The organism is Kitasatospora sp. NPDC002543, assembly GCF_053594915.1.
The window spans coordinates 176,229-189,640 of sequence record NZ_JBSFWR010000001.1; the positions used below are offsets into that span (position 1 = coordinate 176,229).

At 72.0% G+C, this 13,412-nt stretch carries 13 protein-coding genes; 3 read left to right on the forward strand and 10 right to left on the reverse strand.

Annotated elements, in window-relative coordinates; genetic code table 11:
• Positions 1 to 114 precede the first annotated feature (114 nt).
• Positions 115 to 690, forward strand: coding sequence for a TerD family protein (locus tag ACWD4P_RS00780; RefSeq protein WP_359823200.1), 576 nt, complete (start codon positions 115 to 117; stop codon positions 688 to 690).
• 101 nt (positions 691 to 791) lie between these two features.
• Here ACWD4P_RS00780 and ACWD4P_RS00785 read toward each other — a convergent pair whose 3' ends face one another.
• The 7 genes from ACWD4P_RS00785 to ACWD4P_RS00815 form a co-directional block, all read right to left on the reverse strand.
• Positions 792 to 1,955 (reverse strand): hypothetical protein, encoded by a 1,164-nt coding sequence (locus ACWD4P_RS00785; RefSeq protein WP_449778129.1) that lies wholly within the window; start codon positions 1,953 to 1,955, stop codon positions 792 to 794.
• A 145-nt stretch (positions 1,956 to 2,100) separates the two neighbouring features.
• A complete protein-coding gene (locus tag ACWD4P_RS00790; protein ID WP_359823196.1) occupies positions 2,101 to 2,589 on the reverse strand; it encodes a DUF3180 domain-containing protein in 489 nt (162 codons plus the stop codon).
• Between the two features lie 194 nt (positions 2,590 to 2,783).
• Positions 2,784 to 3,383, reverse strand: a complete 600-nt coding sequence (folK, locus tag ACWD4P_RS00795; RefSeq protein WP_359823193.1) for a 2-amino-4-hydroxy-6-hydroxymethyldihydropteridine diphosphokinase — start codon at positions 3,381 to 3,383, stop codon at positions 2,784 to 2,786.
• 43 nt (positions 3,384 to 3,426) lie between these two features.
• On the reverse strand, positions 3,427 to 3,786 hold the full coding sequence (gene folB / locus ACWD4P_RS00800; protein WP_224281670.1) for a dihydroneopterin aldolase: 360 nt from the start codon (positions 3,784 to 3,786) through the stop codon (positions 3,427 to 3,429).
• Positions 3,787 to 4,032: 246 nt separating this feature from the next.
• Positions 4,033 to 4,530, reverse strand: coding sequence for a nuclear transport factor 2 family protein (locus ACWD4P_RS00805; protein ID WP_359823191.1), 498 nt, complete (start codon positions 4,528 to 4,530; stop codon positions 4,033 to 4,035).
• A gap of 10 nt (positions 4,531 to 4,540) precedes the next feature.
• Entirely contained in the window at positions 4,541 to 5,422 is an 882-nt protein-coding gene (gene folP / locus ACWD4P_RS00810) for a dihydropteroate synthase (RefSeq protein WP_359823188.1), read from the reverse strand.
• 80 nt (positions 5,423 to 5,502) lie between these two features.
• A complete protein-coding gene (locus tag ACWD4P_RS00815) occupies positions 5,503 to 7,347 on the reverse strand; it encodes a phosphatidylglycerol lysyltransferase domain-containing protein (protein ID WP_359823185.1) in 1,845 nt (614 codons plus the stop codon).
• 377 nt (positions 7,348 to 7,724) lie between these two features.
• Here ACWD4P_RS00815 and ACWD4P_RS00820 point away from each other — a divergent pair, with 377 nt between their 5' ends.
• Entirely contained in the window at positions 7,725 to 8,879 is a 1,155-nt protein-coding gene (locus ACWD4P_RS00820) for an alpha/beta hydrolase (protein ID WP_359823182.1), read from the forward strand.
• A gap of 127 nt (positions 8,880 to 9,006) precedes the next feature.
• Positions 9,007 to 9,795 carry a ferritin-like domain-containing protein gene (locus tag ACWD4P_RS00825; protein ID WP_449778130.1) on the forward strand — a complete coding sequence of 263 codons (789 nt, stop codon included), beginning with the start codon at positions 9,007 to 9,009 and terminating at the stop codon, positions 9,793 to 9,795.
• Positions 9,796 to 9,826: 31 nt separating this feature from the next.
• Here ACWD4P_RS00825 and folE read toward each other — a convergent pair whose 3' ends face one another.
• The 3 genes from folE to hpt all read right to left on the reverse strand — a co-directional run bounded on the left by folE (position 9,827) and on the right by hpt (position 13,376).
• Positions 9,827 to 10,432, reverse strand: coding sequence for a GTP cyclohydrolase I FolE (folE, locus tag ACWD4P_RS00830; RefSeq protein WP_030309924.1), 606 nt, complete (start codon positions 10,430 to 10,432; stop codon positions 9,827 to 9,829).
• 106 nt (positions 10,433 to 10,538) lie between these two features.
• Positions 10,539 to 12,593, reverse strand: a complete 2,055-nt coding sequence (gene ftsH, locus ACWD4P_RS00835; protein ID WP_449778131.1) for an ATP-dependent zinc metalloprotease FtsH — start codon at positions 12,591 to 12,593, stop codon at positions 10,539 to 10,541.
• 228 nt (positions 12,594 to 12,821) lie between these two features.
• On the reverse strand, positions 12,822 to 13,376 hold the full coding sequence (gene hpt, locus ACWD4P_RS00840) for a hypoxanthine phosphoribosyltransferase (RefSeq protein ID WP_280685463.1): 555 nt from the start codon (positions 13,374 to 13,376) through the stop codon (positions 12,822 to 12,824).
• Positions 13,377 to 13,412: the final 36 nt, after the last annotated feature.

The following is a 13,412-nucleotide window of genomic DNA, read 5'->3' on the forward strand; positions in this document are numbered from 1 at the left end:
TGCCCTCCGATTGGCGCCCACGAAGAATTCACGGCCCCTGCGGAACCAAGCCGCCGGAGTATTGCGTTGTCCCGGGAAATAGCGAACGAAGCGAACGAAGGGACTGCAATCGTCATGCCAGTGAGCCTCTCCAAGGGTGGCAACGTCTCGCTGACCAAGGAGGCCCCCGGCCTGTCCGCGGTCACCGTCGGCCTGGGCTGGGACGTCCGCACCACGACCGGCGCCGAGTTCGACCTCGACGCCAGCGCGATCGTCCTGAACGCGGACGGCAAGGTGCTGTCCAACGCCCACTTCGTCTTCTTCAACAACACCAGCACGCCGGACAACACCGTCGTGCACACCGGTGACAACCGCACCGGTGAGGGCGCGGGCGACGACGAGTCGATCAACGTCAACCTGGCCGGCCTGCCGGCCGAGGCCGTCAAGATCACCTTCCCGGTCACCATCTACGACGGCGTCGCCCGCGGCCAGAACTTCGGCCAGGTCCGCAACGCCTACATCCGCGTGGTGAACGCGGCCGGCAGCGCCGAGATCGCCCGCTACGACCTCTCCGAGGACGCCGCCACCGAGACCGCGATGATCTTCGGCGAGCTCTACCGCAACGGCGCGGAGTGGAAGTTCCGCGCCGTCGGCCAGGGCTACGCCTCCGGCCTGGCCGGCATCGCCCAGGACTTCGGCGTCCAGATCTGACGCACCCGCGGGAAATGCCGCGGCGCGGGAAGCCGGTTCTCCGACTTCCCGCGCCGCGGTTTCCGTTTTCCCGGGGCCGCCGGGCCGAGGCCCGGCGGGCCTCAGCGCGAGGCGCGCAGCTCCGGCAGCTGGATCAGCTCGGTCTCGTCCTCCGGCGTCAGGTCCACCACCGTCGGCTCGCCCGGCTCCGTCCGCTCGGCCGACTCCGCCGCCCGGGCCTCCGCCTCGGCCTTCGCGGCCACCGCCTCGTCGCCCACCACGTCCGCCAGGTCGGCGCGCTCCCCCAGCTCGGCGACGCTGCCCACCGCCGGCGCCGGGGCGGCCGGGGCCGCCGGGCGCACCGGGGCGGCCGAGCCGCGGCCGAAGAAGCTGAAGCCCTGCCCGCGGGCCGGCCCGGACTGCGCCGGCCGCGGCCGCTGCCGCTCCACCGGCGCGGGCGCCGCGGCGGGCACCGAGGGCGTGCCGCCGAGCTGACCGACCGTCGCCGTCAGCGCCGGACGCACCGGCTCGGGCCGCACCGCCGGCCGGGCCGCCGATTGGGCCGCCGACTGGGCCGCCGACTGGGCCGCCGGAGCCTGCCCCGGGGTGGGCACCGAGGGCACCACCGGGGCCGGCACGGCCACCGGGGCGGGTGCCGGAGCCGGAACGGCGGCAGCGGCGGTGGCGGCGGCCGTACGCGCCCGCAGCGCCACCTCGGCCCCCGCCGTGCGCTCCCGCTGCGCCTCCTCCTCCGCCGCGCGGCGCTCCAGCAGCCGCAGCACGGCCGCCGCCCGCACGAACGCGGCCGGGCTGGCCGGGTGCTTCGGACGGCTCGCGGCGAGCGCCCGCTGGGCCGCCTCGGCCTCCTTGAGCGCCTGCTCGGCCACCGCCACGGCCCGCTCGCGCAGCAGTCGTGCGATCTCCGTCTCGGCCTTGGCCAGCCGCGACTTCTCCGCCGTCAGCCGCCGCCCGAAGCGGGTGGCCCGCTCCTCGGCGACCTCGGCCGCGTACTCGGCCTCGGCCAGCTGCTCCTCGAACCGCTCCTCGGCGCGCAGCCGCTGGGCCGCGGACATCTCGGCGGCCGCCCGGGCCGCCTTGTCCCGCTGGCGCAGCAGCAGCGCGAAGCCGAGCGTCGCGATCACGGCCGCGACGCCCACCGAGCGCACCAGGACGGTGTCCTGACTGAAAAGCAGCGCGGCCAGTGCGGCGACCAGCAGTACGCCGGCGGCGGTGGGGGGAAAGGCCCGGCCGAGGACGGAGGAATGACGGTGGCGTCCGCGAGACATGCCCAAGAAACTAGCGTGCGAATTGGGGCCGTGTCAGCCCAGGGTCCCCTTCCGCCCTTGACAGGGGGAGGTTTTTACCGCACGTGCCCGGCCTCTCACGCAAGATCACGAAGAAAGCCCTGCTCAGCGGCGTCCGGCCGGGGCCTCAGCGGTGCGAGGCCGCCGGACCGCCCGGGTCGTCGTGGTTCTCCGGCAGCTTGCACACGTGCTGGATCCAGAGCGCCGCCGCGATCACCGCGGCCCCCGCCAGCACCGCGAGCCCGGCCGTCACGGCCTGGTCCTTGCGGGCCGACACGTCCAGCTCGCCCAGCAGGTGGATCCCCGCCCCCGCGTAGACGCCGGTGACCACCGACGAGACCAGCGCACTGGCCTGCCCCAGCACCACGGCCCGGGCCGCCAGCAGCGGGTCGACCCCCTTCGCCCCGGGCTGCCGCTCGCGCACCGCCTTCAGCCGGGCCCGCAGCGACAGCGCGGTCGCCAGCAGGATCACCGCCACCGCCGCGAGCACCACCGGCGCCGCGGCCGGCACGGCCGGCAGCGTGTCCACGGAGGCCCACAGCTTGGAGCCCGCCCAGGACAGCGCCGTCGTGGCGACGGTGATGCCGATCAGCAGACGGAGGCGAAGCAGCTTCACTCGGAGGATGTCCTTCCCGGGTACCGGAACCGGTCGCCCGCCCGGTGGCCCGGCGCGGCGACGCCAAGCCACCGTACCGGGCCCGGCCGGGCGGACCCGCGCGAACGGCGGACACCTACTCGTACGGCCGGGCCCCCGGCCGAGTTCCCAGGCCCGGGGCCCGGGGCCACGCCCCGGGCCGTGCCGGACCGGCGCTACTCCGGCAGCGTCAGCCGGATGTCCTCGCGGCGCTTCACGCCCTGCGCGTCCGGGCCGCCCAGCGCGGTCAGCAGCGCGTCCACCCGCCCGTGCCCGGGCACCTCGGCCTCCGGCTGGGCGTCCAGCCAGGGGGCGAGGACGAAGGCCCGCTCGTGCGAGCGCGGGTGCGGCAGCAGCAGCTGCGGGTCGTCGCTCAGCACGCCCTCGTAGGCCAGGATGTCGACGTCCAGGGTGCGCGGGCCCCAGTGGACGGTCCGCACCCGCCCGAAGGCGTCCTCGATGGCGTTGCCGCGCTCCAGCAGGTCCCGCGGGGGCAGCGAGGTGCGCAGCACGACGACCGCGTTGTAGTAGTTCGGCTGCTCCTCGGGGCCGCCGACGGCCTCCGTCTCGTACACCGCGGAGACGGACTTGATCTTCAGCCCCGGGGTGTCGGCGAGCGCGTCGACGGCGCCCTGGAGGGTGTCCAGCCGGTTGCCCAGGTTGCTGCCGAGCGCGACCACCGCCCAGCGCTGGCTGTGCAGCGTGGTGTCGACGGAGTCCACCCGGCTCTCCAGGTCGAACGTGCTCGGCGAGGCGGTCGGGTCACTGGTGCTCATCGATGAATTCCCTCTGCATCGGATACCGGGCGCGCGGTGGGGGTCATGCGCGGCCCCGGTGGATGGTCACGGTCACGTCGTCGAACGGCACGGTGATCGGGGCGTCCGGCTTGTGCACGGTGACCTCGACCTCCTCGACCGCTTCGTGCTTGAGGCACTGGTCGGCGATCCGCTGGGCCAGCGTCTCGATCAGGTCGACCGGCTCACCGGCGATGATCGCGGTGACCTCCTCCGCCACGAGGCCGTAGTGCGCGGTGCGGGTGAGGTCGTCTCCGGCCGCGGCGGGGCGGGTGTCCAGGTACAGGACGAGGTCGACCACGAAGGTCTGCCCCTCGACGCGCTCGCGCTCGAAGACGCCGTGGTGGCCCCGGGCTCGCAGCCCCCGCAGGGTGACGCGGTCCAGCAAACGAATCACTGCTCCCAGTCGGACGGGCCCCACCCGGAGACAGGCATGGACGGGCAGGGCGAAGGCGGGCAGCACGCCCGCCACTCCGTTTCGAATCTACCCGCGAGCACGGACAACGCCTGACCGTCCTACCCGGCACGAACCGACGCCACGCGCACCGATATGGCAATTGACGTGAACGTTCGGTGACCACCCGGAAATTCCCGGTGACTTCCCGGCGCGGAATTCCCGGAGTCGCCGGAATCAGCTCTCCTCGTCGTCGTCCCCGCTGGTCAGAACGGGTGAACCGTGATGCGACCAGAGCTTCCACCCGGCTGGGGTACGGCGGAACAGATTCGTCGACACGACCTTTCCGCCGACCAGCGGTCCGAGTTCCCCCTCCTCCTCCGACTCGCCGCCGGACAGGATGTTCTCGGTGCACGTGACAAGGGCCACATCGCCGTGCACCTCGGCCTCGACATCGGTCAGGAAGAACTGGATGTACTCCGTGTTCATCATGATCAGCATGTACGAGCGGGTCACCTGGGCCCGGCCGCGCAGCACCGGCCAGCCCGGGTGGACGCACACCACGCCGCCCTTGTCGTCGGCGTCCGCGGCGCCCAGCCAGGCGTCCTCGACCGCTTCCAGGTCCCCCCGCTCCAGCGCCTCGTAGAGCCCCCGGTTCGCCGCGAGCACGGCCTCCAGGTCCGCCGCCCCGGCCCGACCCGCCGTACCGCCGCTCAACCTGCCGTCACCCGTCACAGACCCTCCCTCACCCCAACCGCGCCGCGTGCTGCCATGCCGCGACGACCCGGACGGCATCCGCCGTGCCGGACACGTCGTGCACCCGCACCGCCCAGGCTCCGGCCCGGGCGGACAGCACCGACACCGCGGCCGTCGCGTCGTCGCGTTCCCGGGCCGGGCGCAGTTCCCCGGTTGCCGGGTCGGCGAGCAGCGTACCCAGGAACCGCTTGCGCGAAGCCGCCACGAGCACGGGACGGCCGAGCGCGGTGAGCGCGTCCAGCCGCCCGAGCAGCGCCCAGTTGTGCTCGGAGGTCTTGGCGAAGCCGAGCCCCGGGTCGAGGATCAGCTGGTCCTCCTTGACCCCGGCGGCCAGCAGCGCGTCCACCCGGTCGCCCAGTTCGGCGACCACGTCCCGGACCACGTCGTCGTAGACGGCCATCCGGTCCATGTCGGCGGACTGCCCGCGCCAGTGCATCACCACGAAGGGCGCGCCGGTCTCGGCGACCACCCGGGCCATCGCCGGGTCGGCGAGCCCGCCGGAGACGTCGTTGACGATCGCGGCGCCGGCCTCGACGGCCCGCTCGGCGACCGAGGCCCGCATGGTGTCCACGGAGACCAGCACCCCGGCGTCGGCGAGCTCGCGCACCACCGGGAGCACCCGGCGCAGCTCCTCCTCCTCGGGCACCCGCCGCGTGCCCGGCCGGGTGGACTCGCCGCCCACGTCCACCAGGTCCGCGCCCCGGGCCCGCAGCGCGAGGCCGTGCGCGATCGCCTTGGCGGGGTCGTGCCACATCCCGCCGTCCGAGAAGGAATCGGGCGTGACGTTGACCACACCCATCACGGCGCAACGCTCCAGCCGCGGCAGACCGGCCGGCAGGGAGAAGGACGGCGAATCGTTCATGCCTCCCATTATCGAACGGGGCCCCCGCCGAGGGTTCTCGGCGGGGGCCCCGTTCGGTGCCGGCGGGCCCCGGAGGGCGGCCGCGGGCCTCAGGCGGCCTCGGTGACCTCCCGGGTCGACGGGACCGGCATCAGCCCCTCGCGCTGCCGCTTGCGGCCGAAGCGGGGCATCCCGAGGGTGATGAAGGCCTCCGCCTGCATCGCGGCGAAACCGATCCGCGGCAGGTCCCGGGTGCTCGGGAAGACCAGGAAGCGCGGCTCCCACTCGGGCTGGAACTTGGCGTTGAACTTGTACAGCGACTCGATCTGGAACCAGCGCGACAGGAACACCAGCAGCCCGCGCCAGGCGCGCAGCACCGGACCGGCGCCGATCCGCTCGCCGCGGGCCAGCGCCGAGCGGAACATCGCGAAGTTGAGCGACACCCGGCGCACGCCCATCGCGGGCACCGCCTGGAGCGCGGCGACGATCAGCAGCTCGTTCAGGCCCGGGTCGGCGGCGCGGTCGCGGCGCATCAGCTCCAGCGAGATGCCGTCCGGCCCCCAGGGCACGAAGTGCAGCACGGCCTTCAGGTCGTCGCCGCCCTCCTCGCCCTCCTCCGGGGCCTTGTGGGCGGTGACCACCACACACGCGTCGTCCAGCGGGTCGCCGAAGCGGCCGAGGGCCATCGAGAAGCCGCGCTCGGTGTCGGTGCCGCGCCAGCGGGCGGCGGCGTCGGCGATCCGGTACTTCTCCTCCGCGGTGAGCTCGGAGACCCGGCGCACCTTGCAGGAGTAGCCGTTGCGCTCGATCCGCTTGACCATCTGGCGCACGTTGCGCATGGCCCGGCCGGAGAGCGAGAAGGAGGCGGTGTCCACGATCGCCTCGTCGCCGAGCTCCAGCGCGTCCAGCTCCGCCTCGCGGGTCCAGACCTCGCCGCCGACCTCGCTGCACCCCATCACCGCCGGCACCCAGGCGTGCTCGCGGGCCTCGGCCATGAACACCTTGATCGCGCCGGGCCAGGCCTCGACGTCGCCGACCGGGTCGCCGGAGGCCAGCATCACGCCGGAGACCACCCGGTAGGAGATGGCGGCCTTGCCGGTGGGCGAGAACAGCACGCTCTTGTCGCGGCGCAGCGCGAAGTAGCCGAGCGAGTCGCGCTCGCCGTGCCGTTCGAGCAGCTCGCGGACCCTGTCCTCGTCCTCCGCGGTCAGCTCGGGCTTCGGCTTGCCCGGGCGCAGCGCCAGGTAGGCGGTGGTGAAGGCGGTCAGCAGGCCGAGCCCGCCGAGCAGGTAGGCGACCAGGTCGGACATCCGGTCGTTGTTGTACCGGACCGGGCCCTCGAAGCCGAACAGTCCGTACCCGACGTGCTGCAGGCGCTCGGCCAGGCCCGGGTGGCCGATCTCGTACTTGGTCCGGGTGCTCACGATCAGCAGGCCGAGCAGCACGCTGAGGACGCCCATGACGACCAGGTTGACCACCGCGCGCCAGCGGGTGCGCGGGTCGGCCTTGGCGTAGAACTCGCGCTGGTGCACCAGCATCACGGCGAGAAGCACCAGCGAGACGACCGCCGGGCCGATCTGGTGCCAGCGCACGATGTGCAGTGCGGCGCTGACCGGCAGCAGCACGCAGACCACCCGCCAGGCCCGCCGCTTGCGCCGGCGCAGCGCGTGCGCCAGCGGCACCAGCAGGATGCCGACCATCAGCGTGCCGACCGCCGCCAGGCTGGTCGTGCCGCCCGGCAGCTGCCCCGTGAAGGTGTGCATCCTGGTGTGCCGGAGCTTGGGGAACACCGCGCCGGCGATGTCCAGCAGGCCGATCAGCAGACAGGCGTAGCCGACCGCTCCGGGGAGCCAGGCCCTGGGAACGGCGGACGCCTGCTTGCGCAGCGTCTGCAGGCCGCGTCGACGGCGGGACGGCTGCTCGGGGCTCGGCTCAACGGACACGGGAACGCTCATGGAAGCTCAGCGTAGAGGCTGCGGTGCGGTGTCCCGTCACTCCGGGGGAGGGCGCGTGATGGACCTTCATGCCTATTCCTTCATCAGGCAATGCGCATACCAAGGACCCGGAAACGGTCGGTAAACCGGGGCCGTGGTCGCGCTGCGGGTTGAGCCGGCGGTGGGAGCCGGGGGCCCGCCGCAGCGTGGCGCGGCAGGGCCCTCCGGGACGCGTTACGTACGGTGGACGCCGCATTCTAGGGCGCCGGTTGCCTGCGACTCCCCCCGCCCTGCCGGCCTGCCCCGGCGTCCGGACGGCCTAGCCACGGTGGCCCGGCCTGACGGACCGCCAGACGATGAAACCTGCACCGCCAGTGTCCCACCGGAAGGCCGACGGCATGGAACTGACCAGCGAAGCGCTGGTGAACTCGCTGCTCGCGCTCGGCGTCGCGGCAATCGTCACGACCCTGTGGCTCTGGCCGCGGCTGGCGCCGCAGCGCCCGCTGCCGGTGCTCGGCCGGATCGGACTGCTGACGGTCGTTCAGGCCTCCGTCCTGGCCGTGCTCGCCCTGTCGGTGAACAACTCCTTCGGGTTCTACACCTCCTGGGGTGACCTGCTCAGTCCGGGCGGCGCCCAGCTCGCGCTGGCCGGCAACGACAACCACAAGGGCGGCGCCCCGGTCGCCGACGCACTGGTCCAGCCCACCACCGAGGGCGGCCTGGAGACCATCACCAACCTGCCGAAGGGCCCGCCCGAGGAGGTCGGCAAGGTCGAGTCGGTCCGGGTCAGCGGCAAGGAGACCGGCTTCTCCGACCAGATGTTCGTCTACCTGCCGCCCGCGTACTTCGACCCCAAGCTCGCCCTGGTCCGCTTCCCCGTCCTGCTGGCCATCGCCGGCTACCCGGGCACCACCCTGAACCTGCTGCACGAGCTCCCCCTCGCCCAGACCGCGATCGAGCTGCAGCGCTCCGGCAAGATGCCGCCGACCGTCCTGGTGATGGCCCGACCGGCCGTCGTGCCGGCCCGGGACACCGAGTGCGTGGACGTCCCCGGCGGGCCGCGCACCGAGACCTGGTTCGTCAAGGACGTCCCCGAGGCCATCCTCGGCAACTACCGGGTGGGCCGCACGGCCGGCTCCTGGGGCACCCTCGGCTACTCCACCGGCGGCAGCTGCGCGCTGCGCCTGGCGATGCGCTTCCCGAACGTCTACGGCAGCGCGGCGAGCCTGCACGGCGACTTCACCGTGCGCCAGGACAACTACACCGGCGGCGACCTCTTCAACGGCGACAAGGCACTGGCCCAGCAGCACGACCTCGGCTGGCGGCTGCAGAACCTGCCGGTCCCCGCCCTCAACCTGCTGGCCGTCTCCACCCGCACGGAGGGCGACTACCCGCAGACCGTCCAGTTCGTCGAGCAGGCCACCAGGGCAGCGGCGGCCAACCCCCAGTTCAAGGTCGACTCGCTCTACCTGGACGACGGCGGCCACAACTTCGACAGCTGGACCAGGGAGCTGCCGGCCACGCTCGAATGGCTGGGAGCCCATCTCGGCTAGGGATTGCCGCTGGGACAGGTGAGTGACTACCCGCCGGTCGGCCCGGACGGCCGGCGCTCGGGGGGAACGTATCGCGACCGCCCGTCGGCCCCCGCCGGGCACCGCCCCGGACCGCGCAGGAGGCGCCGTGCTGAGCACCCGCTCGCTCTTCGACGAGATCTACCGGAACGACCAGGCCTACCAGCTGTTCTGCAGCATCGCGGCCGGCGGCGAGGACCAGGGCGGCTGGGAGAACGAGCGGATCACCACGCTCACCCGGGATCCCGTCCTCGCCCCGAAGGTCGCCCGGCACGGTGCCGACGAGCGCAAGCACGGCCGGATCTTCGCCCAGCTGCTGCACAAGCGCGGCCTGCCCAAGGTGCCCGTGCCGGACGAGGCCGACTACTGCATGCTGCTGGAGCGCCAGGGCGTCGGGCTCTCGCACGAGCGGCTGAACAGCACCGTCCCGCTGACCGACCGCGAGATCATCACCTACCTCGCGCACAGCCGGGTCACCGAGCAGCGCGCCGCCGAGCAGATGCGCCGGCTGGTCAAGGCCTACGCCGACAACCCCGCCCTCGGCCGGGCGATGCGGATGATCTCCGCCGACGAGGACAACCACCTCGCCTACTGCCACGAGGAGCTGCTGCGGCTGGTCTCCGAGGGCCACGGCCCGTACATCCGGCACGCCCTGGAGACCAGCGCGCGCGGCGAGATCCGCACCCACCGGGACGTCGGGCTCGCCGTCACCGCCCGGATGGCCCGGATCCTGCGCTGGCCGCGCTGGCAGCTCGCCCTGGTCGTCCTCGGGGTGCACGCGCTGTACCTGTACGACCGCGCCTACGGCTGGCGCCGGATGGTCACGCTGCGGATGCCCGAGCGCCGCAACGCCCTGGGCACCCCGGCCCCGCCGCACGCGGAGCACGGGGTGCTCTGAGCCGCGTCCGGCTCCACGCGGGCCGGTGCCGCTAGCGGCCGATGATGAGGCTCATCGCCTCGGCCCGGGTGGCCGGGTCGCGCAGCTGGCCGCGCACGCAGGAGGTGATGGTCTTGGCGCCGGGCTTGCGGATGCCGCGCATCGACATGCACATGTGCTCGCACTCGACCACGACGATCGCCCCGCGCGGCTCCAGGATCCGCATCAGGGCGTCGGCCACCTGGCTGGTCAGCCGCTCCTGCACCTGGGGCCGGCGGGCGTAGACGTCGACCAGCCGGGCAAGCTTGGACAGCCCGGTGATCTTGCCGCTGGTGGACGGGATGTACCCGACGTGGGCCACGCCGCGGAACGGCACCAGGTGGTGCTCGCAGACCGAGGTCAGCTCGATGTCCTTGACCAGCACCATCTCGTCGTGGCCGAGGTCGAAGGTGGTGGTGAGGACGTCCTCGGGCTCCTGCCACAGGCCCGCGAATATCTCCTTGTAGGCACGCGCCACCCGGGCCGGGGTCTCCAGCAGACCCTCGCGGTCCGGGTCCTCCCCGACGGCGAGCAGCAGCTCGCGGATGGCGTTCTCGGCCCGCTTCTGGTCGAAGGTACCGACGGCGGGCGGACCGTCCAACGTCACCGGGTCGATCATGCGGGCCTCGCTTAGGTGTGGGAAGACTCTGGCTGAACAGCACGGATGCCGCGCCTCCAGGGTACAAACCCTGGTGACGCGGCATCCATTCCCTGCGGAAGCGGGGTCAGCCCTCGGTCGGCGGCTCGGTGGCCGGCAGCGGCGGGAGCTTCACGACGTCCACCGGAGCGGTCTCGCCGGAGGCGGCGCCGTTGGTGAGCGCCAGCTCCTTCGGGGACTGCACCGGGGGCCGGGTGGACGGCGTGCGGCGGGCGGAGCCCGTCCAGGCCGGCCGGGCCGGGCGCTTGACGATCGGGGCGAAGACCTCGGCGATCTGCTCCTTGTTGAGGGTCTCCTTCTCCAGGAGCTCCAGGACCAGGTTGTCGAGCACGTCGCGGTTCTCGACCAGGATCTCCCAGGCCTCGTTGTGCGCCGTGTCGATGAGCTTCTTGACCTCTTCGTCGACCAGCCCGGCGACCTCTTCCGAGTAGTCGCGCTGGTGGCCCATCTCGCGGCCCAGGAACGGCTCCGAGCTGTCGGAGCCGAACTTGATCGCGCCGAGGCGCTCGGTCATGCCGTACTGGGTGACCATGGCCCGGGCCGTCGCGGTGGCCTTCTCGATGTCGTTCGAGGCACCGGTGGTCGGGTCGTGGAAGACCAGCTCCTCCGCCGCGCGCCCGCCCATCATGTAGGCGAGCTGGTCGAGCATCTCGTTGCGGGTGGTGGAGTACTTGTCCTCGTCCGGCAGCACCATGGTGTAGCCGAGGGCCCGGCCGCGGGACAGGATGGTGATCTTGTGCACCGGGTCGCTGTACTGGCAGGCCGCCGCGACCAGGGCGTGACCGCCCTCGTGGTACGCGGTGATCTTCTTCTCCTTGTCGGACATGATCCGCGTGCGCTTCTGCGGACCGGCCACGACGCGGTCGATCGCCTCGTCCAGGATGCCGTTGTCGATCAGCTTCTTGTCCGAACGGGCGGTCAGCAGGGCCGCCTCGTTGAGGACGTTCGACAGGTCGGCGCCGGTGAAGCCGGGGGTGCGCTTGGCGACGGCCGACAGGTCGACGTCGGGCGCGATCGGCTTGCCCTTCTGGTGCACCTTGAGGATGTCCAGCCGGCCCTGGAGGTCGGGGCGCTCCACCGCGATCTGGCGGTCGAAGCGGCCCGGGCGCAGCAGCGCCGGGTCCAGGATGTCGGGGCGGTTGGTGGCGGCGATCAGGATCACGCCGCCCTTGACGTCGAAGCCGTCCATCTCGACCAGCAGCTGGTTGAGGGTCTGCTCGCGCTCGTCGTGGCCGCCGCCGAGGCCCGCGCCGCGGTGCCGGCCGACGGCGTCGATCTCGTCGACGAAGACGATCGCCGGGGCGTTCGCCTTGGCCTGCTCGAAGAGGTCGCGGACGCGGCTGGCGCCGACGCCGACGAACATCTCGACGAAGTCCGAACCGGAGATGGAGTAGAACGGCACCCCGGCCTCGCCGGCGACGGCGCGCGCCAGCAGGGTCTTGCCGGTGCCGGGCGGGCCGTAGAGCAGCACGCCCTTGGGGATCTTGGCGCCGACGGCCTGGAACTTGGCCGGCTCCTGGAGGAACTCCTTGATCTCGTGGAGCTCCTCGACCGCCTCGTCCGCGCCGGCGACGTCGGCGAAGGTGGTCTTCGGGGTGTCCTTGGTGAGCAGCTTGGCCTTGGACTTGCCGAACTGCATGACCCGGGAGCCGCCGCCCTGCATCTGGTTCATCAGGAACAGGAAGACCAGGACGATGATCACGATCGGGAGCATCGACAGCAGCAGGCTGACGAAGGTGCTCTGCTTCTCCGGGCTGATGGTGTAGCCCTCGGCGAGCGTGCTCGAGTCCTTGTCGTTGACCTGCGCCTGGAGCTTGTCGGCGATGGCGACGCCCTGGTCGCCGATGTACGAGGCCTGGAACTTGGTTCCGGACGGGGCCTTGCCCGTACCGGAGCTGGGCAGCGTTGCGCCGTCCTTCAGCTGGATCTTGATCGTGTTCGAGTCACCGGTGGTGATCTGCGCCGACTTGACGTTGTGCGCGTCGATCGCCGCGACGACCTGACCGGTGTCCACCGTCTTGTAGCCGTTCGAGTCCGAAACGACCTGCATCAGTACGATGACGGCGAGGACGGCCAGCACGATCCACATGATCGGCGCACGGAAGTATCGCTTGACGTCCATCCATGCGGGGCGTTGCCGCCCCGTCCCTCCTGCCACTCAACGGCGCCGGGGGGCTGTTGGGCCGCGGCGCATCCGATTGGTGCTCATGTGAAGAGCGGTTTATTGGACCGTACCGCAGTCCGACCCACCCATGGCGGGAGCACGGCGAGACGGCTTTGGTTCTCTGTCCCCCGGGGGACAACGGGCGGGAACGGCCTACTGTTCCCGCCCGTAGCCCGAACGGGGCCCTCAGCCGCCGTAGACGTGCGGGGCGAGGGTGCCGATGAAGGGGAGGTTGCGCAGCTTCTCCGCGTAGTCCAGGCCGTAGCCGACCACGAACTCGTTGGGGATGTCGAAACCGACGTACTTCACGTCGATCTCGACCTTGGCCGCGTCCGGCTTGCGGAGCAGGGTACAGACCTCCAGCGAGGCCGGGCCGCGCGAGCCCAGGTTGCCCAGCAGCCAGGACAGCGTCAGACCCGAGTCGATGATGTCCTCGACGATCAGGACGTCACGGCCGGCGATGTCGGTGTCCAGGTCCTTCAGGATCCGCACCACGCCGGAGGACTTGGTGCCCATGCCGTACGAGGAGACGGCCATCCAGTCCATGGTGACCTGCGAGTGCAGGGTCCGGGCCAGGTCGGCCATGACCATGACGGCCCCCTTGAGGACGCCGACGATCAGCAGGTCCTTGCCTGCGTAGTCCCGGTCGATGCGCTCGGCCAGCTCGAGGAGCTTGGCGTCGATCTCGTCCTTGCTGATGAGCACCTTCGCGAGGTCAGCGCCCATGTCGTTCTGGTCCACCGGGGATACGTCCTCAAACGTTCGGGGTCTTTGTGG